Annotated in this window: 28 protein-coding genes; 26 read left to right on the forward strand and 2 right to left on the reverse strand. The window is 61.4% G+C overall.

All coding sequences use genetic code 11. The features are described 5' to 3' along the window. Positions 1 to 173: 173 nt before the first annotated feature. From V4529_07415 to V4529_07510, 20 genes are all read left to right on the forward strand, one after another. Positions 174 to 716, forward strand: coding sequence for a flagellar basal body-associated FliL family protein (locus V4529_07415; GenBank protein MES2358159.1), 543 nt, complete (start codon positions 174 to 176; stop codon positions 714 to 716). Continuing rightward, positions 713 to 1,801, forward strand: coding sequence for a FliM/FliN family flagellar motor switch protein (locus tag V4529_07420; GenBank protein MES2358160.1), 1,089 nt, complete (start codon positions 713 to 715; stop codon positions 1,799 to 1,801). The genes V4529_07415 and V4529_07420 overlap by 4 nt, the downstream gene beginning before the upstream one ends. A 1-nt stretch (position 1,802) precedes the next feature. Further along, entirely contained in the window at positions 1,803 to 2,144 is a 342-nt protein-coding gene (gene fliN, locus V4529_07425) for a flagellar motor switch protein FliN (GenBank protein ID MES2358161.1), read from the forward strand. Then, positions 2,141 to 2,653, forward strand: coding sequence for a flagellar biosynthetic protein FliO (locus V4529_07430; protein ID MES2358162.1), 513 nt, complete (start codon positions 2,141 to 2,143; stop codon positions 2,651 to 2,653). The genes fliN and V4529_07430 overlap by 4 nt, the downstream gene beginning before the upstream one ends. Beyond that, positions 2,653 to 3,663 carry a flagellar type III secretion system pore protein FliP gene (gene fliP / locus V4529_07435; protein MES2358163.1) on the forward strand — a complete coding sequence of 337 codons (1,011 nt, stop codon included), beginning with the start codon at positions 2,653 to 2,655 and terminating at the stop codon, positions 3,661 to 3,663. Before V4529_07430 ends, fliP begins: the two co-directional genes overlap by 1 nt. Positions 3,664 to 3,666: 3 nt before the next feature. After that, entirely contained in the window at positions 3,667 to 3,936 is a 270-nt protein-coding gene (gene fliQ / locus V4529_07440) for a flagellar biosynthesis protein FliQ (protein MES2358164.1), read from the forward strand. Beyond that, positions 3,933 to 4,730 (forward strand): flagellar biosynthetic protein FliR, encoded by a 798-nt coding sequence (locus V4529_07445; protein ID MES2358165.1) that lies wholly within the window; start codon positions 3,933 to 3,935, stop codon positions 4,728 to 4,730. Before fliQ ends, V4529_07445 begins: the two co-directional genes overlap by 4 nt. 2 nt (positions 4,731 to 4,732) lie before the next feature. Continuing rightward, positions 4,733 to 5,848, forward strand: coding sequence for an EscU/YscU/HrcU family type III secretion system export apparatus switch protein (locus V4529_07450; GenBank protein MES2358166.1), 1,116 nt, complete (start codon positions 4,733 to 4,735; stop codon positions 5,846 to 5,848). Next, on the forward strand, positions 5,848 to 7,944 hold the full coding sequence (gene flhA, locus V4529_07455) for a flagellar biosynthesis protein FlhA (protein MES2358167.1): 2,097 nt from the start codon (positions 5,848 to 5,850) through the stop codon (positions 7,942 to 7,944). The genes V4529_07450 and flhA overlap by 1 nt, the downstream gene beginning before the upstream one ends. After that, the gene (locus tag V4529_07460; protein MES2358168.1) at positions 7,934 to 8,488 is read left to right on the forward strand and encodes a hypothetical protein; all 555 of its coding nucleotides are present in this window, start codon (positions 7,934 to 7,936) and stop codon (positions 8,486 to 8,488) included. Before flhA ends, V4529_07460 begins: the two co-directional genes overlap by 11 nt. Further along, the gene (locus tag V4529_07465) at positions 8,485 to 9,249 is read left to right on the forward strand and encodes a FliA/WhiG family RNA polymerase sigma factor (GenBank protein ID MES2358169.1); all 765 of its coding nucleotides are present in this window, start codon (positions 8,485 to 8,487) and stop codon (positions 9,247 to 9,249) included. Before V4529_07460 ends, V4529_07465 begins: the two co-directional genes overlap by 4 nt. 177 nt (positions 9,250 to 9,426) lie before the next feature. Beyond that, complete coding sequence (locus V4529_07470) at positions 9,427 to 10,152, forward strand: flagellar hook-basal body complex protein (protein MES2358170.1); 726 nt, start codon at positions 9,427 to 9,429, stop codon at positions 10,150 to 10,152. A gap of 12 nt (positions 10,153 to 10,164) precedes the next feature. Continuing rightward, positions 10,165 to 10,959, forward strand: a complete 795-nt coding sequence (flgG, locus tag V4529_07475; protein MES2358171.1) for a flagellar basal-body rod protein FlgG — start codon at positions 10,165 to 10,167, stop codon at positions 10,957 to 10,959. Positions 10,960 to 10,961: 2 nt separating this feature from the next. Beyond that, positions 10,962 to 11,417 carry a flagellar basal body P-ring formation chaperone FlgA gene (gene flgA, locus V4529_07480; protein ID MES2358172.1) on the forward strand — a complete coding sequence of 152 codons (456 nt, stop codon included), beginning with the start codon at positions 10,962 to 10,964 and terminating at the stop codon, positions 11,415 to 11,417. Then, positions 11,417 to 12,130: a flagellar basal body L-ring protein FlgH gene (locus tag V4529_07485; GenBank protein ID MES2358173.1), complete on the forward strand. Its 714-nt coding sequence runs from the start codon at positions 11,417 to 11,419 to the stop codon at positions 12,128 to 12,130. Before flgA ends, V4529_07485 begins: the two co-directional genes overlap by 1 nt. Then, the gene (locus V4529_07490) at positions 12,127 to 13,221 is read left to right on the forward strand and encodes a flagellar basal body P-ring protein FlgI (GenBank protein ID MES2358174.1); all 1,095 of its coding nucleotides are present in this window, start codon (positions 12,127 to 12,129) and stop codon (positions 13,219 to 13,221) included. The genes V4529_07485 and V4529_07490 overlap by 4 nt, the downstream gene beginning before the upstream one ends. Next, positions 13,218 to 13,574, forward strand: coding sequence for a rod-binding protein (locus V4529_07495; protein MES2358175.1), 357 nt, complete (start codon positions 13,218 to 13,220; stop codon positions 13,572 to 13,574). The genes V4529_07490 and V4529_07495 overlap by 4 nt, the downstream gene beginning before the upstream one ends. A 67-nt stretch (positions 13,575 to 13,641) precedes the next feature. Then, positions 13,642 to 14,199, forward strand: coding sequence for a flagellar export chaperone FlgN (flgN, locus tag V4529_07500; GenBank protein MES2358176.1), 558 nt, complete (start codon positions 13,642 to 13,644; stop codon positions 14,197 to 14,199). A gap of 9 nt (positions 14,200 to 14,208) precedes the next feature. Further along, entirely contained in the window at positions 14,209 to 15,645 is a 1,437-nt protein-coding gene (flgK, locus tag V4529_07505; protein ID MES2358177.1) for a flagellar hook-associated protein FlgK, read from the forward strand. A 48-nt stretch (positions 15,646 to 15,693) separates the two neighbouring features. Next, the gene (locus V4529_07510; GenBank protein MES2358178.1) at positions 15,694 to 15,936 is read left to right on the forward strand and encodes a carbon storage regulator; all 243 of its coding nucleotides are present in this window, start codon (positions 15,694 to 15,696) and stop codon (positions 15,934 to 15,936) included. 7 nt (positions 15,937 to 15,943) lie between these two features. Here the strand turns inward: V4529_07510 and V4529_07515 are convergent, their stop codons facing one another. Then, entirely contained in the window at positions 15,944 to 16,513 is a 570-nt protein-coding gene (locus V4529_07515; GenBank protein ID MES2358179.1) for a hypothetical protein, read from the reverse strand. A 78-nt stretch (positions 16,514 to 16,591) separates the two neighbouring features. Between V4529_07515 and motA the strand changes: the two genes are divergently transcribed. From motA to V4529_07530, 3 genes are all read left to right on the forward strand, one after another. Then, positions 16,592 to 17,449, forward strand: a complete 858-nt coding sequence (gene motA, locus V4529_07520; protein MES2358180.1) for a flagellar motor stator protein MotA — start codon at positions 16,592 to 16,594, stop codon at positions 17,447 to 17,449. A 13-nt stretch (positions 17,450 to 17,462) separates the two neighbouring features. Next, a complete protein-coding gene (locus V4529_07525; protein ID MES2358181.1) occupies positions 17,463 to 18,302 on the forward strand; it encodes a flagellar motor protein MotB in 840 nt (279 codons plus the stop codon). A gap of 92 nt (positions 18,303 to 18,394) precedes the next feature. After that, entirely contained in the window at positions 18,395 to 20,380 is a 1,986-nt protein-coding gene (locus tag V4529_07530) for a serine/threonine-protein kinase (GenBank protein MES2358182.1), read from the forward strand. Between the two features lie 37 nt (positions 20,381 to 20,417). On the opposite strand, the gene V4529_07535 is transcribed toward V4529_07530, so the two are convergent. Then, positions 20,418 to 21,047 carry a DNA-3-methyladenine glycosylase gene (locus V4529_07535; GenBank protein ID MES2358183.1) on the reverse strand — a complete coding sequence of 210 codons (630 nt, stop codon included), beginning with the start codon at positions 21,045 to 21,047 and terminating at the stop codon, positions 20,418 to 20,420. A 209-nt stretch (positions 21,048 to 21,256) separates the two neighbouring features. Between V4529_07535 and V4529_07540 the strand changes: the two genes are divergently transcribed. From V4529_07540 to V4529_07550, 3 genes are all read left to right on the forward strand, one after another. Next, a complete protein-coding gene (locus V4529_07540) occupies positions 21,257 to 22,783 on the forward strand; it encodes an FxLYD domain-containing protein (GenBank protein ID MES2358184.1) in 1,527 nt (508 codons plus the stop codon). A gap of 97 nt (positions 22,784 to 22,880) precedes the next feature. Next, positions 22,881 to 23,282: a hypothetical protein gene (locus V4529_07545; GenBank protein MES2358185.1), complete on the forward strand. Its 402-nt coding sequence runs from the start codon at positions 22,881 to 22,883 to the stop codon at positions 23,280 to 23,282. 77 nt (positions 23,283 to 23,359) lie between these two features. Next, positions 23,360 to 23,737 carry a YciI family protein gene (locus tag V4529_07550; GenBank protein ID MES2358186.1) on the forward strand — a complete coding sequence of 126 codons (378 nt, stop codon included), beginning with the start codon at positions 23,360 to 23,362 and terminating at the stop codon, positions 23,735 to 23,737. The last annotated feature ends 35 nt before the right edge of the window (positions 23,738 to 23,772 follow it).

A 23,772-nucleotide genomic window follows, 5' to 3' on the forward strand; every position in this document is an offset into this window, starting at 1 on the left:
GTCCATCACAGACCTCCGATGCTGGAACCGGCCACTCTCACGCAACTGCTTATGGGACAATGACTTAGATCCTCCGATAAATCGTGCCAGATTCTCGTTTTCGTGTGGTATGTCGCCTGCTTTTACCGCTGCTGCGAAGTCCGCGATAGAACTACTTCCGAAAGGCGACACGCATGGCAGAAGAGAAACCATCAGAGAGTGAACAAGCCGCTGCGCCGGCCGCCAAGGGCGGGATGGCGAAGCTGCTGCCGCTGATAGGCGGCATTGTTGGAGGTCTCGCGCTTGGCGGGATCCTCGGGTTCACACTGCTCGGCCCCAAACTCTCGCACAAGGCCACGGCTGCACCGGCTGCCGCGGACAGTGCGGCAACCGCCAAGAAGGACGCCGGGCCAGAGGCCAAAAAGGGCGACGCGCCGCCACCGATCTATCAGGTGGACAACCTCGTAATGAATCCCGCTGGATCGGGCGGCTCGCACTTCCTGTTGATGTCGGTTGCGTTGCAGCTGAAGGATGCCAGCTCGCTCGAGGTCATCAAGGGACGTGACGCCGAGCTGCGCGACGCGATCCTCCGGCTCTTCTCGCGAAAGACCAGCGATCAGATCTCCGATATCTCGGCGCGCGATCAGTTCGCCGCTGAATTGATGGCTGTGCTCGACAGGATGTTCGGCGCCGGCACCGTGGCGAAGATCTACTTCCCTCAATTCGTAATTCAGTGAGCGCCGATGCACGCCCGATGGCATCGGGCACGCTCTCGCAGAGCGAGATCGACCGCCTGCTGGGTGGTGCGAGCAATGTTCCGTTCGCCGGCGCGTCGGAAGAATCGCCGGTTCAGATGTACGACTTCCGCCGCCCGCACCGCGTTTCCAAGGAGCGCCTTCGGACGCTGGAGGCGATCTACGAGAGACTGGTGAAGTCGCTCGAGAGCTGGGTGATTGGTCGTGTACGCGGACAGATCGAGATGCGGCTGCAGGGTGTCGAGCAGTTCTCGTTCGGCGAGTTCACGCTTTCGCTCCCGACGCCATGCGCGTCGTTCATCTGCGAGATCAACGACTCCGGCGGACAGCTGGGCGTCGTCGATATCGGTGAGGAGTTCGCCTTCTATATGGTGGACAGGCTGTTCGGCGGCAGTGGCCAGCAGATGTCGACATCGCGGCCGCTCACGCGTGTGGAGCGCATGGCGCTGCGCGGCCTGGTCGAAAAGGTAAACTCGCTGCTGGCTGAAGTCTGGTCCGACTACATAACGATGTCGCTCGAGATCAGCTCGTTCGAGTCGTTCCCCGATATTCTGCTTCAGAGCGCGAATCGCGACGATCCGGTTCTGGTCGCCAACATCGAGGTGACAGCAGGTGACGTCAGTTCGCTGATGCTCGTGTGTCTTCCGTTCGCGGTGCTTGACAAGTTCTTCACCAACACGGCGACACGCAGCTTCGCGAATGCAACCGGTTCCGAGCACGAGCGCGCAGTCAGTCGTGCGCTTGCTGAACATTCGTTGCGTGCAACGCGCGTCAACGTATCCGCGCGGCTTCCTGAATTTCGCATGTCGATGCGCGACCTTGCCTCGCTGTCTCAGGGCGGTGTCATCACGACTGCGTTACCGAGCGACAGTCCCATCCGCGTCATGGTCGGCGACCAGGAGCGTTTCGCCGGCACCGCCGGCCGCGTGGGCCACAAGCTCGCCATTCGCCTCGAGGGCGCCCTCACACAGTCGGGTGAAGTACGAGGTGCAGCACCAGTTGTTCCACAATTCGATGCTTCGGTGATCGCCGAAGCGCTTCATACCCAACCGATCTCCGCCGAGTAACATGGATCAGAATGTGAACGTCGCCGCTGGCGCCGAGTCTGTCAACGCAGTGGACGCCGGATTTGCGGGCGTCAACAACGAAGTGCCCATCTCGATGCTGCTCGATCTCACGCTGCCGATCTCGATCGAGCTCGGCAGGACGTCGATGACCGTGCAGGACATCCTGCGTCTCGGACGCGGATCCGTAATTCAGCTGGATCGCCTCGCGGGCGAGCCAATCGACGTATTCGTTGGAGATCGTCGATTTGCAGAGGGCGAGGTTGTTCTGTTGGGTGAGACGTTCGGCGTGCGCATCACGCGAATCCTCCCACGCGCCAATGCAGTCGAGGAAATCGCAGCGTGAGTGCTCCTTCCTTCCTGATGGTCATGGCAATGCTCGCCATCGTGCTCGGCGCGATGGGTGTTGCAATGCGTTTGCTGCGACGCTATGCGGTGACCAACGCATCGAAGAAAGGCAGCGTCAAGATGGAAATCATCCAGCGGCTGTCGCTCGGGCAGCGCCAGGGACTCGCCGTCGTGCGCATCGGTACGCGCGTGCTCGCCGTGTCGATGGGCGAGGGTGGAGTGCATCAGGTCGCGGAACTCGGCGAGGCCGACCTGGCATCGACGGCTGACGCAGCCAGGGGAGCTGCAAGTGCGCCAATTCACGCGATCGCAGACGGGATCCGCAAGCTGGTTCTGATCCGCGGTAACGGAGAGGCCACCGCGAAGTACACGTCCGGGGGCGCCGTGCTGGATGGATCTGCAGCAGGTCGTAGCGGCAAGAAGGACGGCAAGCGCATCTCCTACGTCGCACCAATGGAAGACTTCCAGGCTGTGCTGAGCATGGCGATGGCAGGCGGTACCAAGTAGTGACGATTCGCGGCGCTGTCATCGGACTCGCGACTCTGCTGGCATTCTCGCCAGCGAGCGCGTCGTTGCTCGCGCAGGGAACTGCGCAACCTGCGCCGCAGCCGGCCACGCAGCAGTCGACCGCACAGCAGTCGACCGCGCAGCCAAACGCGATTCCAGCACCGCCGAAGATCACGGCGCCAGCGACCAACGCAGCTGCGCGAGGTGCGGTCACTCCTCCCTCCGCACGCGCCGGCGCGCAGCCCGCAGCGCCAAAGGCCGCCAACACGGCAGCAGCGAATGCACCGTTGACGCCGTCGCCCAGCGTGGACAACATGGTCTCCAAGTTGGCGCCGCAGATGGACCTGCGCGTCGGTGGCGGCAAGGATGACGGCGGTCTTCGCCTGAGTGGAACGGTAGGCATCGTCGTGATGATGGGGCTGCTGACGCTGCTCCCGACGCTCGTGCTCCTCATGACGGGCTTCACGCGCATCCTCATCGTCCTCAACTTCCTCCGCCAGGCGCTCGGCACGCAGAACGCTCCGCCGGCACAGATGGTCGCCGCGCTTTCGCTCATCCTGACAGGCTTCGTGATGGCACCGACGCTCAACAAGGTGAACGAGACAGCGCTGCAGCCGTGGATGAACGGCAAGATCGAGCAGGGTGAGATGATGAAGATCGCGGTCGTACCATTCCGCGAATTCATGCTCGCACATACGCGCGATCACGACCTGCAGGTGTTCATCGACATGAGCAGCGGCGTTGCGCCGCGCAACGAGGACGAGATTCCGCTCGTGACGCTGGTGTCTGCATTCGCGACCAGCGAGCTGCGCACGGCATTCCAGATCGGCTTTGCATTGTTCCTGCCCTTCATCATCATCGACATCGTCGTGTCGAGCGTGCTGATGAGCATGGGCATGTTCATGCTTCCACCGGCGATGATATCGCTGCCGTTCAAGTTGCTGCTCTTCGTCCTCGTGGACGGCTGGACGCTCGTCGTCCAGTCGCTCGTGACCAGCTTCCGGGTCTAGAGCATGTCACACGTCCTCGTCGTCGATCTCGCGCGCAACATGATCATGACAGCACTTCTGATCGCGTCGCCGATGCTGGTGGTCGCGCTCGCTGTCGGTCTCGTGGTTTCGATCATCCAGGCGGTGACACAGATCCAGGAGCAGACGCTCTCGTTCGTGCCCAAGCTCGTAGCTGTCGCGGTCACGTTCATCATCGCGCTGCCGTGGATCATCCAGATCATGGTCAAGTACACGAGCGAGCTGTTTCGCTCACTGCCGTCCATGATTTCGTGACGGACATTCGCCCATTCGACCTGTTCGCGCCCGGCTCCGGAAACGTAGCCGTGCTCGTTGCATTGCGTCTCACAGGACTCATGCTCATCGCGCCGGTCTTCTCCGCTGCGACGGTGCCGGTCAAGTGGCGCACATCGCTCCTGATCGTGCTGACGATCGTGATCCAGCCGATCGCGTATGCCAACATGCGCGTGATCCCGCAGATCACGCCGGCCTCTGCGATGGGCGAGCTGCTCGTGGGCTTCGGGATCGGACTCGGCGCTGCGCTGCTGGTTGGCGCCGCCGAGAGTGCGGGCGACCTGTTGGCGATTCAGATCGGACTGTCGGGTGCGTCGTTGCTCGACCCGCTCACCAAGCAGACCTCGCCGGTGCTCGCCAATTTCCTCTCACTGTTTGCAATAACGATTCTTCTCGCGCTCAACGTACACCTCGGCATGATCGAGGCACTCGCTTCGAGCCTCCGCGCCGTGCCGGTCGGCAGCGCGCTGGATCTGCACGCGGGACTTGCGAATCTTCTCGCGCTCGCAAGTACGCTGTTCCTGGCCGGACTCCGGTTCGCCGCTCCGGTCATCGCAACCGTAATGGTTGGTAACGCGGCGCTCGCGGTACTCAGCCGCGCAACACCGCAGCTGAACATTCTTTCCGTAGCCTTCCCGCTTCAGATCGGCCTCGGTCTGTTCGCGCTCGGCATCGCGCTCCCATTCATCGCCAGCGCGCTCGGCAACTGGCCGACCGCCTACGATCAGCAGCTCTCATCGTTCTTCACGGCGATTGCGCCGGGAGGGATTCACTGAGCATGGCTGATGACTACGGCGACAAAACAGAAGAAGCGACCCCCAAGAAACGTCAGGAAGCTCAGGACGAAGGACGCATCCCGAAGAGTCCTGAACTCTCGGTCGCTGTCCTGTTACTTGGAATCGCGCTCGTGCTGACCGCGATCGTGCCGCACGTTGCAAGCCGCCTGTTCGCCATCATGGGCGAGGGCCTCGCTTCTGCTGGTGACACGTCGTTCTCAGCGGAGAGCGCGATCAAGACTCTGCAGGCCCTCGGGTGGCGCACGCTATCCGCAATCATGCTCGTGGCGTCGGCGATGGCCGGCATCTCGCTCGTCATCAATGCCGTGCAGGCTCGAGGTGTATTCTCGCTCAAGCCCATCACACCACAGTTCAAGCGCATCAGTCCCGCGTCCAATGTCAAGCGTCTGGTCGGCATGCAGGCGCTCGTCGAGCTCGCGAAATCACTCTTCAAGCTCATCATCGTCGGCTTCGCGATACACGCCGCCCTTGGACGCGAAGCCATCAACGCGATCGTCGTCACCACTCAGCAGTCGCCGATTGCCCTGCTGCAGGTCGTCACGCACTACTCGGTCAAGCTCATCATGACCGCTGGACTGGCGTACCTGGCGCTCGCGTTGGCGGATTATCTCTGGCAGTACTGGCAGTTCTCAAAGGAAATGCGCATGAGCAAGGCGGAGATCAAGCAGGAGTTCAAGAACTCCGAAGGTGATCCTCTGCTCAAGCAGCGCATGCGCTCGATCGGCCGCGCGATGGCACGCAAGCAGATGCTCCGGGATGTGCCGAGTGCCGATGTCGTCATCGTCAACCCGACTCACCGCGCAATTGCGCTCAAGTATGATGCCTCCAAGGCGCCAGCGCCGATCGTCCTTGCCATGGGTCAACGCAAGGTTGCGGAGCGCATCAAGAAGATCGCGCTCGAGAACGGCGTTCCGATCGTCGAAAACCGTCCACTCGCAATCGCGCTCATCAAGCATGCTCGTGTGGGAATGGTGATTCCTGTCGAGCTGTATCTCGCGGTCGCTGAAGTTCTTGCATTCGTGATTCGCCAGCGGCATGAACGCGGCGCACGCTGGGCATATCGCCCGATATCGCATCTCGTTGGAGACACGGTCTGATGGCGGCAATAGCAGCAAAACCGGTGACCACAACGGCAGCGCCCAGCAAGGGAGGCGCGGAAGTCGGACTCGCCGTAGCAGTCGTCCTCGTCATCGGCCTGCTGATCATTCCGCTGCCTGGCGTCATGCTGGACATGCTGCTCGTGACGAGCATCTCGCTCTCACTCGTAGTCCTGCTCTCGGCGCTGTACACGACCAACCCTCTCGAGTTCAGCTCGTTCCCTGGCCTGCTGCTGCTGCTCACGCTCTTCCGGCTCGCGCTCAACGTCGCGAGTACGCGACTGATCCTGACGCACGGCCAGGCCGGACACGTCATTCAGGCATTCGGTGAGTTCGTGATCGGCGGCAACTACGCCGTCGGACTCGTGTTGTTCCTGATTCTCATCGGCATCAATTTCATCGTCATTACAAAGGGTGCCGGACGCGTCGCAGAGGTCGCTGCGCGATTCACACTCGACGCAATGCCGGGCAAGCAGATGGCGATCGACGCCGATCTGAATGCCGGGCTCATCGACGAGAACGAAGCACGCCGCCGGCGCGCCGAGATCTCGAGCCAGGCCGATTTCTACGGCGCGATGGACGGCTCGTCCAAGTTCGTGAAGGGAGACGCGATCGCTGCGCTGATCATCACGTTCATCAACATCATCGGCGGAATATTCATCGGTGTCGTGCAGAAGGGCCTTCCCTTCTCGCAGGCAGTGAGCACCTATACAATCCTCACCGTTGGTGAAGGACTGGTATCGCAGATTCCGTCGCTGGTCGTATCGACGGCTGCCGGTATCATGGTTACCCACTCTGCCGGCTCCACGCAGATGGGAACCGTCGTAGCGTCGCAGATGACGAGACACCCGCGCGCCATGTGGATCGCGGCCGGCGTGCTGGCGCTGTTCTCCGTTGTTCCAGGCCTTCCCATGCTGCCGTTCCTGTCGCTCGCCTGCATCCTCGGGATGCTTGCACGCGCGGCATCAGCGGCGGAAAAGAAGCGCGCGGCAACCGCCGTCTCCGCGCTGTCCGCACCGAAGTCCGAATCGCCAACGTCAACCGATCCGATGAAGGATCTGCTCCAGATCGATCCGATCGAGCTCGAGGTTGGCTACGCACTAATTCCACTCGTCGACGAGCGTCAGGGCGGCGATCTGCTCGACCGCATCTCCATGTTGCGCAAACAGGCGGCAGTCGAGCTCGGGATTCTCATTCCGCCAGTTCGCATCCGCGACGACATCAGACTGCCGTCGAACGAATACGTGATCAAGCTCCGCGGAAGCGAGATGGCTCGTGGTGAGGTCATGCCACGCTTCCTCATGGCGCTCAACACCGGCGCAGTGATCTCACCGATCGAAGGAATCGACGCGGTCGATCCGAGCTTCGGCATGCCTGCACGATGGATCGCAACCAATCGTCGCGCGGATGCGGAAGCCTACGGCTACGTGGTCGTCGAGCCATCAACCGTCGTGGCCACGCATCTCATGGAAGTCCTGAAAGCGAATGCGGCCGAGTTGCTCGGACGCCAGGACGTTCAGGAGATGGTCGAGACACTCAAGAAGACGCATCCGGCACTGGTCGACGACATCGTTCCAACCAAGATCTCGCTCGGCACGCTGCACCGCGTGCTACAGCGTCTTCTCCGCGAGCGCATTCCTATCCGGGATCTCGTCACGATCCTCGAAGCGCTCGGCGATTCCGCCGACACCACCAAGGACCCGGAAGCGCTCACCGAGCACGTACGCCGATCGCTGTCGAACGTCATCGCGCGGTTGTACGCCGAACCGGATTCGTCGGTGCGCGGAATCACGATGGGGCCACGGTTGGAGCAGGCGCTTACAGGCCTCTTCTCACCGCGCACAGCGCAGCCTGGAGTATCGATGCTCAATCCGGACGCACTCGCGAGAATGCTCCGGGATCTCAACGAGATGTCGCAGGCGTATTCGACGGAAGGACGTCCCATACCGCTCGTCACGCCGCCAAGTCTGCGTGTTGGCGTGCGGCGCCTCATCGAGCCGGTGCTTCCAGCGCTGCCGGTCATCTCGCTTGCGGAGCTTCCCACAGCGGTGAATCTGCACAGCGTAGGCATGTGGGAGATGGCGAATGCCGCATGATCCGGGCGCGCCGCGAATCATCGTGGCGTCGGGCATGTCGGGGACCGGCGTCTCGTCGGTCAGCGCCTGTCTGCAGGATGCTGCACCGGCCTTGAACGTCATCGACGCTGGATCTCGATGGGCGGACATTGCCGAAGCATGCGCACCGGGGTTCACGCGCATGATCGTCGTAACGACGCACGACATCATCGCGATCACGTCGTCCTACGCGTTGATCAAGATGGTGCGGGATCATTTCACGGATGCACCGCTCGAGTTGCTCGTCAACGCGAGTGAAGAGCGCGATGCGCTCAAGACGTACGAGAGGATACAGGTGGCGTGCAGTCACTTCCTCGGCGAAACAGTCGGCTACGCGGGTTCCGTACCGACTGACTCTGGTGAGCAAGAACCTGGCGAGAACGACGCGATGAAACGGGCCCGTGCCGCACTCGGCACTACCGCTACCATGGCGATCCATAATCTCGCGACGCGATTGGATGAAGAACTTGAAGCGACAGTGCTACGAGGCTCGTGGCGTCACGGTGAGCGAAGAGGAGTCCTATGACAAAAATGGATATGCAGCTTTGGAAGGAATTTGCGCAGGGCAGCCAGGAAGCCCGCGATAGTCTCCTCGCCGAGCATCTCGGTCTGGTCCACCATGTCGCGCGGCAGTTGTCGCGCACACTCGCGGCGAAAGCCGACGTCGATGAGATGGTGAGCGCCGGCACAATGGGATTGATGAGCGCATTGTCGGGTTTCGACCCGTCGCGTGGACTCGCGTTCAGCACGTTCGCGGCTCCGCGGATTCGCGGAGCGATTCTGGACGAGCTGCGGCGACAGGATCACGTCCCGCGCTCCGTTCGCCGCAAGGCGCGCGAGCTCTCCGGCGCTCGTGAAACACTCCAGCGCATCTTCGGCCGACCGCCCGAGCCGCAGGAGATGGCCGAGCACCTGGGCGTCGACGTCGCCACGCTCTGGCGTTGGGAAGCGGACGTCGAGAACGCGGTGCATCTCTCGATCGACCGTCAGCCGGGCGAGCCCGATTCCGGAATGGCCGCGCCGGCCGAGATGCTCGCCGACGAGACGCACGGCGATATCGAGGAAACGCTCAACCATGAGCAGGAAGTCTCGCTTCTCCGGGACGCCATCATGGAGCTCAAGGAACAGGAGCGCGTGGTACTGTCGCTGTACTACTTCGAGGAGCTCAAGCTCCACGAAATCGCGTCGGTGCTGAACCTCACCGAGAGCCGCGTAAGCCAGATCCGCTCCAAGGCGCTAGGAAAATTGCGCACCGAGCTGGGCCCGATGCGTAGCTTCGTCGCCTGATTTGTAGCGGCAATTATTGCCGACAGGCAGAAATTACCGACCAAGAGTATGGTTTCAGTATCGCGTAGCGCTAGCGTAAGTCGTTATCTAGCAAGCAGTTATACGCTCTGTCAACATGCGGTTGAAGGTGGTATCCGTGTTGCCAATACGGACTATGTCAAACCGGAGATCCGAACAATGGGTACAAGTGTCCGACCGAATGGAATGTCCAGCGCAGCCGCCGCGCTCCGCTACTGGGAGCGCAGGCAGGAGGTTGCGGCGAACAACCTGGCGAACGTTTCGACCGACGGCTTCAAGGGCCAGAAGGTCTTCGCGCGCATGGTCGAAGGTGCACTTCCCGCCGCTGACGCGGTGACGGATTTCTCGCAAGGGACTCTCCAGAACACCGGCAATCCTCGCGACATAGCGCTGGACGGTCCCGGCTTTTTCGTAGTCAAGACTGCGAACGGCGAGCGATACAGCCGCGGCGGGTCCGTGCAGGTCAACGAATCCGGAGACCTCACCGATTCGGCTGGTCACCAGCTGCTCGGCGAAAACGGTCCCATTCGCGTCGCGGCCCGCGGCGACGACCAGATCGGAAACCTCCAGATCGCGAAGGACGGGACGGTGTCCGTGGGTAACGCCGAGGTAGGGCGCCTGCGCATCGAGACGATCCCGGCAAAAACAACACTTCTAACGGAAGGCAGTGGGCTCTTCATCCCACCTGCTTCACGCACGAAAATAGATCCCGACGCCCGAATCGTCCGACAGGGCGCTCTCGAGCAGAGCAACGTGACGCCGATCAGCGAGATGGTGGACATGATCTCGATTCAGCGCTCGTTCACAGCAGTGCAGCAGGCAGTGACCGCGCTCGACACGGCGCGTCAGATCGCGACAACCGAGCTGGCCCGCCCCGCAAACTAAGGAGACTGACACGTGGATCCCGCACTTCGAACAGCAGCGACAGGCATGCAGGCGCAGCAGACGCGCACCGACGTCATCGCCAACAATCTTGCCAACGTCAACACAACCGGCTTCAAGCGGAGCCGCGCACACTTCGAAGACCTGCTGTACCAGACGCTCCAGGGACCGGCAACACTCGGCTCGCGCGACACCGAGCAGCTTCCCGCCATCCAGGTTGGATTGGGTACGCGCCTCACCGCGGTGCAGCGAATCGATTCGCAGGGCTCGCTCGAGCAGACGTCTCGCCCGCTGGATCTCGCGATTCAGGGCGAGGGCTACTTCGAGGTGCAGATGCCGAACGGCAATACAGCGTACACCCGTGACGGAAGTCTTCAGGTTTCGGATCAGGGCGTGCTGGTGACTGGCCAGGGCTACGCGATCCAGCCGCCCATCAGAGTTCCGAAGGAAGCGACATCGATCACCGTATCCGAGACTGGCGTCGTGACCGCAAACGGATTGACGGCAGCCGCTGGCGGTACACAGGAGCTCGGCCGCATAGAGCTGGCGCGCTTCCCCAACTCATCCGGCCTGGAATCGATGGGACAGAATCTCTTCACGGAGACCACGTCGTCCGGCGAGCCGATCAGAGGTATGCCGACCGAGAATGGTAACGGCAGCATCGCGCAGGGTTACCTCGAGTCCAGCAACGTCGAGATCGTCACCGAAATGGTCGACATGATCACTGCTCAGCGTGCCTACGAGATCAACTCCAAGGCGATCAAGAACAGCGAAGACATGGCACAGACCGCCAACTCGTTGATGCGATAAAGATGAAGAGACACAATGCCGCATTTCTGGCCGGACTCATGTGCGTCGTGCACAGCGCACGCGCGCAATCGGTCAGTCGCGGCACGAACAGGATCCCCGTAGCCGCGCGCGATCTCATGCGCGGAACGATTCTGTCATCCACGGACATCAAGTGGACCGACACTACGTTGACCGATGGAAGCACGCCGACAGCGGCAACGGACGTCGCGCCCGGATGGGTCGCGCGCCGAGTGATTCGCGCTGGTGAGATTCTTCAGGAACCTGGCGTCGCCAAGCCCGATCTCGTCAATGCCGGCGACGCGGTCGAGGTGATCTACTCCGTACCTGGTGTTGCAATAAGAATGCATGGAACAGCGGTCGGCCGCGGCAGCAAGGGCGACGAAGTGTATGTACGACTCGACAACAGACGGCGCCTGCGCGGCATAATCGCGGGACCGAACACCGTGAGGGTGATGTAATGGGTGATGCAACGAGGAACAGAATCACCCGCGCGATCGCATGTGCAGCGATCGCATGTGCAGCGATCGCATCTGCGGCAATCGCAGGCGCGTCCGTCGCGGGCGCGCAGGCACCGAGCACAGCTGCGCGAGCCGGAACGCAGGCTCCTGCCGGTGGCCAGGCGGCAGGGCAATCAGCGCAGAGTACGCCTCCGCTCACGTCGACAGCCGTAGCAGGCAGACAGTCGTGGCTCTCGGATCGCAGGGATTTCCATCTGGGCGACATCGTGACCGTGCTGGTGGACGAGTACACGCTCACTTCGCTGGACAAGGAAGTGAATGCGACGGAGAACCGTCAACGTGGCCTCGGACTCGGCATCAACACGCCGTCCAGCAACAAGACCTACGGTATCAACTCGAACAACAACAATCAATCCCAGAACAGCGGATTGGATGCAAGAACGAATCGGCTCACAACGGAGATGAGCGCACGCGTGGTAGCGATCGCGCCCAACGGAGTGATGCAGCTCAAGGGGAACAAGATCATCAAGGTCGAGGAGAGCAAGGTCAACCTGACTCTCACCGGCTGGGTGCGCGTGCAGGACGTGGCTCCCGACAACAGCGTACAATCATTCCGCATGGCTGACGCCGATCTCGATTACCAGGCCGAAGGCCCGCTTGGCAAGGCGAAGAGCGGAATAATCGGCAGGTTGCTGGGAGCGTTCTGGCCATGAAGCGTATAATCGAAACGATCACCGTTGCGCTCGGCTGCTTCGCCGTACTCGCGTTTCAGGCAGGCGCACAATCAGCACGCATTCGCGACATAACGATGGCCGATGGATCGATGCCCGTTCGCCTGCTCGGCTACGGCATCGTCGTTGGCTTGGATGGAACCGGCGATCGCGGCATCGGCGGACAACAGGGCGGCCAGACTGTGCAGTCAGTCGCGAACCTGCTGCGTCGCTTCGATATCGAGATTCCCGCCCAGGCGCTGCGGACACGCAACGCGGCAGCGGTGCTGGTCACGGCCGAAGTATCACCGTACCTCCGGCCCGGCGGAAAGTTCGACATCACCATTTCGTCGTTGGGCGATGCTCGCTCGCTACGCGGAGGTACGCTGTGGATGACACCACTCGTCACCGATGCGGGCGCTCAGGCAGTTGGAACTGCGCAGGGCTCCATAGTCATAAGCGACGGCAACATCAACTCGCGCGACTTCAATACGGTAGAAACGTCGGGCCGCATCCCGAGCGGCGGACTACTCGAAGGATCGGTGACGACCGCGAGCTTCGCCAACTCGTCGCGACTTCTATTGAAGGATCCTGACATTGGAACTGCAACCAAGATCGCTGCCGCAATCAATCAGGCGATCGGCGCGAACACTGCAAAGGTGGAAGACCCTGGCTCCGTAGCGCTCACGCTTCCAGCAACGGGCGACCGCGCGACCACCATCGTCAAGATTCAGGATCTCAAGGTCACTCCGGACCGATCCAACAGACTCGTCATCGATGGACGCGACGGTACCGTGGTAGCGGGTGGCGACATAACTGTAGGTGAGGCTGTGGTGAGTCATGGCGGAGTCACGCTGACGATTGGCGGGCCCGCGGCAGCAACGCCTGGTCCATCGGCGCCAGCGGCCGGACCACCGGGGCCGGACGGGGCGGGCGGTAATGGAAACCAGGCTGTACGAGTCGCGACGGGAGCGTCGGTTCAGGCGGTAGCGTCGGCATTGCAGGCGGTCCAGACATCGCCATCCGAAATCGCGGCGATCTTCGAATCGCTGCGCGAAGTCGGCGCGCTCGCGGCCGAGGTCACCATCAGATGACGCCAATCGGCGGGCCGGCGCCGGTTCGTAACAGTGGATCCGTCGATCCCATCGCAGCTGCTCAGGATGCCAAGCTTCATAAGGTATCGAGCCAGCTGGAGGGCGTCTTCGTCCAGGAGATGTACAAGTCAATGCGCTCCACCGTACCAAGCGGTGGGCTGTTCGACGGTGGAACTGGTGAAGAAATGTTTACAGGAATGCTGGACGAACACATTGCTGCCGATACTCCACAACACTGGAAACATGGCCTGAGCGAGTCGATCTACCGGCAACTCCGGGAGAAGATACACGCACAGAATCCATCGCTTCCACCCGACAGCAGCCTCGTGACGGCGACCAGCGTGGACAAGTGAAGCACATCGCAGAGTACAGCGCAGCGCACATCGTGTTGATCACGCAGTCGATCGAGAGACTATCGTAATGATGCAGACGTATCAGGAACACCCGGTCCAGGAAGGCAACTTTCGGACGAGCACCGCGCCGGTGTCACCCGCCGCGCTGGAGGCGCTGTGCGATGCGCTGCTATCCGAGCGCAAGCTCATCGACGATCTCACGGACGTCGTTCTGCGCCAGCGCTCCGCTGTTGCCACGGACGACCTGCAGGCGGTCGACGATTCCGTATTCGCGACACACCGTCTCCTTCTCACGCTTGGCGAGGCACGCAAGCGGCGCCGCTCGATCAACGCGATGGTCGGCTGCAAGGAAGAGACTGGGGTAAAACACCTTGAAGATGCGCTGGGCAAGTGGATGACGCCGCGTCTTCGTCAGGCCCGCGAGGAGCTGCAGATCGCCGCAGGGCGCCTCTCGCGCGAGATAGGCATCAACCGACGCATCCTGCGCGAAGCGATATCGAATAGCGATTCGTTCGTCAGAGCGGTCGTCGGCGCACCTACAGACGCAACCCAACAGGGCTACGGCTCAGCAACGCCGTCCGCTTACACGCGCAGCGACGCCATCGCCTTCTCGCGCACCGCATAAGGGCCGATCATGTCAATCAATTCCATCTTCAATACGGCAACGCTTGCCATCCAGGCACAGCAGACGGCCATCGATACCGCGGCGCACAACATCGCGAACGCCGGTGTCGCTGGCTACAGCCGCCAGGTGGTAAATCTTCAGCCCAACACCCCGCTCTACACACCGACCGGCGCGATCGGCACCGGCGTGGTCGTCCAGGATATCTCGCGCGTCCGCGATACGATGCTGGACACCAATTACCGCGCGCAGTCATCGCAGGCGGCGGGTTACTCCACGCGCGGCGACATCCTCACCTCGATCGGACAGGTCTTCGGCGAGCCGTCCACCACCGGACTGTCCAGCACGCTGGATCAGTTCTACGCCTCATGGGGCGATCTGGCCAACAACCCGACCAGCTCGGCGGCCAAGAGCGTCGTTCAGGAGCGTGGATCGCAGGTCGCGTCGATGCTCAATCAGTTCTCGACCAACCTGGATCAGCTGTCATCCAACACGTTGGCGGACGCCACGCAGAAAGTAAGCGACATCAACCAGTACACGGCGCAGATCGCGAACATCAACAAGCAGATCGTCGCAGCCGAAGCAGACGGCAAGACAACGGCGAACGATCTGCGTGACATGCGCGACAACGCAATCGACGCGCTCAGCAAGATCGTGCCGGTGCGCGTGATCGATCAACCGAACGGCTCTGACACGATCTACGTTGCGGGAGCAACAGTTGTCGATGGCTCATCGTCTTCGACGTTCGGCCTGCAGCAGTCCAGCGGCAAGGTCAGCCTTCAGCTCAACGGACGTGCGTTCTCCACTCAGTCGCCTGGCGGTGCGCTGGGTGCCGATCTCGACGGGCTGAACACCGACATTCCGAACGCGAAGAGTCAGCTCGACACTCTCGCTGCCGGCATCGTCACGAGTGTCAACACGGTCCACACTACCGGATGGACCGCCGCCGGCGATGCCGCGGGTGGTTCCAACTGGAACGCCTCCGCTCCGCCGACCGGATCGAACATCAACTTCTTCGATCCCACCAAGACGACCGCTGCAAGCATCAGCCTGTCATCGCAGGTTGCTTCGAATGCGTCGTACATTGCGGCCGGCGATACACAGGGCGCCACCGGCAACAACAACGTCGCGAACGCCCTGGCCGCGCTCGGAAGCAACATGACGACGATGACGAAGTACGGATCGACGACCGAGACCACATCGATCAGTGAGTTCTATCGCGATCTCGTCACGCGCGTCGGCGTCGCGACCAGCGATGCCACATCGTCGGCAACGGTATATCAGACACTCACGCAGCAGGCTGAAACGCAGCGTCAGAGCGTGAGCGGAGTATCCACCGACGAAGAGCTCATCTCGCTCACGAAAAGTCAGCAGGCGTACGCCGCGGCAGCCAAGGTCATCACGACCGCGGCCAGCATGTCGCAGACTCTGCTCGACATGATTCGCTAGCTCGTTCGCTAGCTTAGTTCGGCAACCGGGTTATCTTCCGCGTATCCCATGCTGATTCTGGGGCGGCGGCCCGGAGACACGCTAATCATCGACGGCGGCATCAAGATCGTCGTGCTCCAGTGCGACCGGAGCGGCGTGCGTCTGGGCATCGAAGCGCCCAGCGACGTAACGATTCTGCGCGGTGAGATAGTCAATCAGATCGCGGATGAGAACAAGCGCGCCAACGTCGTTTCTGAAGCGAAGGAGTGGGCCACGACCATTCCGCTCAAAAAGAAAGAATCGCCGCGTTAATTCCGGTTCAGTTCCGCCCCGCGCTGAGCAAGCGCGCTCGCACCACCGATGATCCGGCGTGAATCAGCAGATCATCCACATCGCACGAAAACACGATCTGAATTCGAGCTGGTGCGCCCGTCCCTCCCGCACTGCCGTCCGGGCCGGCCAACCTGGACGCCGCCGCCACTAGTGCGGCCACTATTTCATGGGTGAGAGCCGTCGGTCGCGCTATGACCGGTGGCACCTCCCGTCTCCCCTCGACCTCGAAACGAACGTTCCGGCAGGCCGGATGAAGGCTGGCCAGCGAAATCGCGTCGTCCGTTGCCCGCGTGGCTTCGAGCGCCTCCTCACCCTCATCGTCCGGCACGGCAAGCAGTCGCAATAGCCGAATTCCCTCCTCCAGCCTCGGGACTTCGTCGGCCAGGGCCCGCAATATCGGCGGAATTGTCGGATCCCCAGACAGAATGTCTGAAACTCCGGCAAGCGTAGCTACGCGATTGCTGATGTTGTGGGTGACGCCGAGTAGCAGTTTGTCCAGCACCACGGCCCAACCTTCGGGGCGCCCGGCGCGGGTATCCATGTCCAGTTTTGCCATCTGTTCGCCGATACTGACACCTATGCGAAGAACTTGGGCCAGTTACACGCTGGCTGACGGAAGTCAGGAAAGATACGCGTGTTCGTAATCATTGGTTTGGTGGTCGTATTCGGCAGCATCCTCGGCGGATTCATAATGGAGCACGGCAAGGTAGCTGCCCTGATCCAGATATCTGAATTCGTCGTCATTGGCGGCGCCGCATTCGGATCAATGGTCGTCGGCAACCCGCCGGCGCTCATCAAGCGCGTATTCGGGTCGGTGTTCGGGCTTCTCAAGACGAGCCCGTACACGGAAAAGGCGTATGGTGAGCTGCTGCAGCTGTTGTACGACGTATTCCAGAAGGCGCGCAAGGAAGGCCTTATCGGCCTTGAAGCTCATATCGAAGATCCGGAGAAGTCCGACATCTTCAACAAGTATCCATCGGTCGCGAAGAATCATCATGCGGTCGCGTTCCTCACGGACACGCTGAAGGTGCTTCTGACGGGCGCAGTGGAAGACCATCATCTCGCGGAGATTCTGGATCTCGATCTCGAGCGCCAGCACGAGGAAGCGATGCTCGTGCCCGGCGCGTTGAACAGAGTCGGTGACGCGATGCCTGGTTTCGGAATCGTGGCCGCCGTGCTTGGCGTCGTGATCACGATGGGATCGATTGGCGGCGCTGCGTCGGAGATCGGCGAGAAGGTGGCCGCCGCACTGGTCGGAACGTTCCTTGGAATTCTGCTGTCGTACGGAGTGGTCGGTCCGATCGCGTCTGCAGTCGAGACGAGGATACGCGCGGAGGAGGCATACATGATGTCGATCCGCACTGCCCTGCTCGCGTTTGCGCGTGGCGATTCGCCGATGACAGCTGTCGAATTCGCGCGCCGCAACATAGAGCCAGGCGATCGTCCAAGTTTCTCCGAGCTGGAGAACTTGACTCGCCGCCGCGCTGCCTGAGTAGATCGTGGCAATGCCGGGCAAGGAAAAACAGATCATCCGCATCGTCAAGAGGAAGAAAACACATGCGGCTCATCATGGCGGAAGCTGGAAGGTCGCGTATGCGGACTTCGTAACTGCCATGATGGCGTTCTTCATGGTCATGTGGCTGTTAAGCATGGACCAGAAGATGAAGGACGCAATCGAAGGTTACTTTTCAAATCCAGTCGGTTTCAAGAAGGGCTTCTCCGCTGGAACGAACATCATCTCCAGTGGAAACTCGCCTGCTGGCGAGGTCAAGCCGCCACTCAGAATCCTGATTCGGACAGCGGAAGAGAAGAAGTTCGGCGATCTGGCCAAGGATCTTCGCACGAGACTCAACGGCTCGCCGGATCTTCGCGCGCTCGGCGCACACATCGAGGCCGTGCAGACAAAGAGCGGTCTTCGCATCGAGCTGATCGAAAGCGGCAGCGGCCAGACGTTCTTTCGCAACGGATCGGCGGAGCCGTTGCCGATCACCGTCGCGGCACTGCGCCTTATCGGCGCCGAGCTGAGTCGATTGCAAACGCCGATCATCATCGAAGGTCATACCGACTCCCAACAGTTCGGCAGCTCCGCGTCATACACCAACTGGGAGCTGTCTTCGGACCGGGCAAACGCCGCGCGACGGCTGGTACAGGCGGCGGGGGTCGATCCGTCCCGAATCGTGGAAGTGCGTGGCATGGCTGACAGGGATCTGCGGGTGCCGAGCAATCCAATGGATCCGGCAAACCGACGAATATCGATCCTGCTTCCGTTCACGGTTCTGCCGGGCGACGCCGATCCGGCTGAAGCAGTCTCGGGCGATGCGGAGATCGTGAAGCGATCGAGTTAGCGCCGAGTGCACCATACGCGCACAACAGGTGTCTGATATGCACTGGCCGGGAACATTCGGCGGTGCATATTTCGTATGAGGAGCGAAACCCGATGCCCGATCCAACGTACACTCGCGAGCAGGAATTCGAGGATGTCCAGCGAGCGCTAGCGGGACAGTACTCGCTTCATCGCGAACTGGGCCGCGGTGGAATGGGCGTGGTGTATCTCGCGCGCGAGGTCGAGCTGGATCGATTCGTCGCGATAAAGGTGCTTCCGGCAGCGCTCGCGCTTCGCGCCGACATGCGCGAGCGGTTCATGCGTGAGGCACGCGCATCCGCGCGGCTTTCGCATCCCAACATCGTGCCAATCTTCCGCGTTGGCGAGCAGAACGGCGTCGCGTTCTTCTCGATGGCATATGTCGACGGCGAATCACTCGGCGAGCGACTTCGTTCGCGCGGCGTTCTGCCCCCTCGCGAAGTGACTCGCATTCTCCGTGATGCCGCGTGGGCGCTCGCGTATGCGCATGCCCAGGGCGTCGTGCATCGTGACGTCAAGCCCGACAACATCCTTATAGAGCGTGACAGCGAGCGAGTGTTCGTCACGGACTTCGGGATCGCCGCTGTTGAAGATGCAGCGACGGCCATTACGGGGGCACACGAGGTCGTCGGGACCGCGCAGTACATGTCGCCGGAGCAGGCGTCGTCGGGCGCAATTGACGGACGCGCGGATCTGTATTCACTGGGCATCATAGGATTTCTTGCCACTACAGGTCGGCTTCCATTCGATGGCAGGACTGCCGCAGTTGTCATCGCCAAGCAGGTATCGGAACCCGCACCATCGATGGCGCGAGAGACCGGGGTTCCGGCGCAGCTTGCCGCAGTGATCGACAGAGTTCTGCGCAAGGATCCCGCCGAGCGATTTGCCAACGGTGAAGCGATGGCCGAGGCGTTGAGCGAGAGCACGATCCCGACACGCCGGCTGCCGCCCGCGCTGCGACTCTGGGTGGACAATCGCGATCCGATGCGTGTGCCGTACAGCGCGTGGTCCTTCGCATTTGGTTTCGGGGCGGTGGTGACGATTGTTCGCGGTCATTCCGGTTGGCTTCCGCTGATCGGGATGGCTGCATTGCCACTCATTCCGCACCTGATCTTCCGCGCGCGTCAAACACGACGCGTGTTGAGTGCGGGACATGGTGTGGAAGACATGCAGTTCGCGCTGGCCGAGGTCAACGATCGCCGACGGGAGGAGATGAGCATCGAGCTGCACGAGGGGCAGACGCCGGCGCTCAAGTTTCTGCGGGCGATCACGACTGCGGTCGTGGTGGCCGACGTCGGACTCGTCATCGGCGCGCAGAGTGTCTCGAACGCGTTCCTCAAGGCATTCTATCAGAACCATACCATCGCGATGCGTGCGGGTTTCGCGGCAGCCGTTCTACTGCCGCTCATTCTGATTCCGATGAGCATGGCGCTCGGCGTACCATTGCTCGGCCGCCGATTCAAGAACTTCAATTCCGGGACGTTGCGCGAGCGGTTGTGGAACAGTCGCGTCGGCATTGCGATCGCAAAGTGGCTTCGCCCGAAAAACACCAGGCCGGCAGCCGCGTTCGTGTCGCAGCCCACCGAAGTCGCGCTCGGCAGCGCGGCGGGCAATCTCTTTACTGCATTGCCGCAGACCGTTCGCGATCAGTTTCCGGAATTGCCCAGCGTCGTGAGCGGGCTCGAAGCTCACGCTGCCAAGTGCAGAGTCAGGATTCAGGAACTGGATCGGTTGTACAACGAGGCGATCAACGACACCGCAATCTCGCGGCTTCGCGGTGCCGATCCATTGAGCGAGGACACGAGTATATCAGCGCAGCGCAAGCAGACCGTGGATGAGCTCGACGCTGCGCGCGGAATTGCACGAGCTGATCTGGCGCACACGGTGGCCGCACTGGAATCGATACGACTCGATCTTCTCAAGATGCACGCTGGCGGCGATGCGTCGCGCCAGATCGCTACGTCGATCGAAGCGGCGCGTGAGCTCAAGCATGGACTGGAGCTCGCGCTCTCGGCGAAGCATGAAGTGAGCTCGATATTGCGACCGTCGGCTGCCGAGTAGGGCGCGGATGCTCCCCGGGCGCGGATATATCCGCGCCCTACGTCCCCTGGCGGTTCTCCGCGGTCGCGTCCAGACTGCGCCATAGATACCACGACGCAATCGTGCGATGCGGTGCCCATTTCGCACCGACCTCGAGCACGCGCTTTGGAGTTGGAAGCTTGCGCATTTGGTAGGCGCGCTGAATTCCCTTCTGGATTCCGAGATCGAGATCCGGGAGCACATCCGGGCGTCCGAGACGGAACATGAGGAACATCTGCGCCGTCCAGCGCCCTATGCCTTTGATCGATGTGAGAGCCGTGATGATGTCGTCATCGGACAATTCATCCAGCTTGTCGATCGGCACGTCACCGGTGTGTACGCGGGTTGCGAGATCGCGCAGGTAGCCGATCTTCTGACGCGAGAGCCCGACAGCGCGCATTTGCTCGTCGGACAGGTCGATCAACTTGTGTGGGACGGGGGTCTCGTCGTCGAACAATGCCGCGAAACGGTTGTAGATGGTGGATGCGGCCTTGCCCGAGAGTTGCTGGAAAACGATCGAGCGCGTGATGGCCGTGAAGTGCGCCATGTGTTCGGCGGGCGCAAAGGTGCAGGGACCGATGGCATCGATGACAGCGGCGAGCTTGGGATCAGCCTTTCGGAGATGGGTGATGGCGCGTTTGTGGGACATGTGACGAAGTTATTCGATCCATCATTTGCGAGGAGCCGCCCGTATGCCGAGGGTGAGTGCGGCGCAGATCGTGCTTGCCGATGGGGGGCCGGCTCCGAATGAGCCGGATTTCGCATCAAAATTGTGATTCTCGCGGGGCGAATCAGGTGACTTTTACGGTATTGGCCCGCTAACTTTCAAGATTCATCCGAAACCAGGAGTAGCAGTAAATGACGATCTCGTTGCGCAGCGCCATTCCGGCGCTCCTGTGCGCGGCCGCCTATGCCGGCCTGGCCGGCGCCCAGGGAACGCCAGCGCCAGCCGCGCCGGCATGTGACCCGGGCGCGAGTCAGGCAGTCGCCAAGGCGACCTTGTTTCTTCAACAGGCTGCCGCGAGCGTCAATGCGAAGCAGGACGCCACCAAGCCTCTCAAGCTCGCGATCACGGCGCTGACGACACCGACCAAGGACGCAAAGGACGCCGCCGACTCTGTCGGACGGGCGTACTATCTGGGTCAGGCATACATCCTCATGTTGCAGCAGGCGGGGGTGCCGGCGTCCGGACCGCGCTCGACTTACGGAATAGCGACGCAGCCGACTGCGAACATCGACCTGCTCTCAGCCGCCGATTCCGCTTTCACCACTGTAGAGAAGGCACAGCCCGGCTGCAAATCGGAGATCGAGCAGTGGCGCGAACAGAAGCCGTGGCTCGAGTCTGTCAACGCCGCAATTGCGGCCGTCAACGCGGAGCACTACGACTCGGCTGAAGTTTACGCCAAGCGTGCACTGACGATCGACCGAAAGGCGCCGTACGCGTACACCGTGCTCGCATCAGTCGCGTCCAGCAAGAAGGATTACGCGACCGCAACCGCAATGATGCGCAAGGCGATCGAGGCCGCGAGCGCGGATACGATCTACAACGACGCGAAACAGAACGCGATGTATGATCTCGCGAATACACTGTCCACGCAATACGACGGAGCCACGGGCGCCGACAAGGCGACGATCGGCAAGCAGGCTATCGAAGCGTGGGAAGCATACATCCCCGTCGGCACGATGGACGCACGCGTGGGACATGCGCAGGCACTTGCGTCCCAGATCGCGCTCGCGATAAAGGACACCACCGAGTATGCGAAGATCTACGCGCCGGTTGCAGCGAATCCGGCCAGGTTCGGCGATCAGGCGCTGCTCAACGCTGGTGTAATCGCAACGCAGGCCGAAAAGCCCGACGACGCGATCAAGCTGTTCGCAACCGTGGTCGAGCGCAATCCATATCAGCGTGATGCGCTCAAGAATCTCGCGGCGAGTTATGTCGGCGCCAAGCAGCCGGAGAAAGTCGCGCCTGTCGTCGACAAGCTGGTTGCGCTGGATCCAAACAGCGCGTCGAACTGGTTGCTTTACGCGTACGGATATTCGGGAATGCTCAAGGAGACGAAGGATCCCAAGCTGACAAAGGCGTACACGGATTCGCTGGTGAAGTACAACACCAAGTCCGAGAAGATGACGCCGAACGTCGAGATCCAGCAGTTCGCCGTGGACAGCGCCGCCAAGTCGGCGACGCTCAGCGGAACGATCGAGAATCGTGGCGCGGCTGCCAAGTCGTACACGATGACGGTAGAGTTCCTGGACAGGAGCGGTACCGTTGTAGGGACGCAGTCGGTGACGGTTGGTCCGGTTGCACCGAAGGCTTCGGCACCGTTCAAGGCGACGGCGCAGGCAGCTGGTGTTGCGGGATACCGGTACAAGCCGATCGTGTAGTCTCGCGATCGACGTACCGCAGTATTATAAAAGGGGCTCACGGAACGTTCGTGAGCCCCTTTTGCAAATCCCGCGTTTCACACTCAGTGGGGTCATGATGACGTCGGCATTGTTCAAGAAGATGAACTTGAAGGATCAGAGTGAAATCGTCGTCGTGAATGCACCGGCGTCGTTCGAGCCCGAGCTGGCGACGCTTGGCTCCGTGGGCGTTGTGCGCGATCCGGGCAAGGTGAAGAAGATTGGATTTGCCATTGCGTTTGCGATTACGCAGACGGAACTGGATCGCGCATCCAAGGCGTTGAGTGCGAAGGCGGAAGGCGATGCAATCCTGTGGATTGCGTATCCCAAGGGAACGTCGAAGCGGTACAAGTGCGAGTTCAATCGGGATTCCGGGTGGACGGTGCTCAGTGACGCAGGATTCGAGAGTGTCCGGATGGTTGCGATAGACGAGGACTGGTCGGCGCTGAGATTTCGGAGAGGGGAGTATGTAAAGCGGTGACGATGTCGATTGCGCGTCCGCAGTTCCGTCATTCGGATGTGCAGCATCACAATCCACCCGACTCAGGAAATCCGACCATGCGTTACGCTCTTCTCATCCACTACCCGCAGCCCGCCGTCTCCACCCTTACCGCGGACCAAATCAAGGAAGGCATGGCCGCCTTCCAGGCCTACGCCAAGGCGCTCGACGACGCCGGCGTGCTGCTCTCCGCCGAGGTGCTCCAGACCATCGCCACCGCCACCAGCGTGTCGATGAAACAGGGCAAGCTCCAGGTGCAGGACGGTCCATTCGCTGATACGAAGGAAGCGTTTGCCGGCATCTTCATGCTCGACGTCCCCGACCTCGACGCCGCGCTTGCGTGGGCCGAAAAGTGCCCGGCGGCGCAGTGGGGCACGGTCGAGATCCGCCCATCGGGAGTCCGCTTCGTCGACGGCGCGTGGACGAGCGCGCGATGAAGCCGTCCCTTCTGTCATCGTGACTGCTCTCACCC

The sequence above is a fragment of the Gemmatimonadota bacterium genome, from assembly GCA_040388625.1.
Taxonomy (GTDB): Bacteria; Gemmatimonadota; Gemmatimonadetes; order Gemmatimonadales; family Gemmatimonadaceae; genus Fen-1247.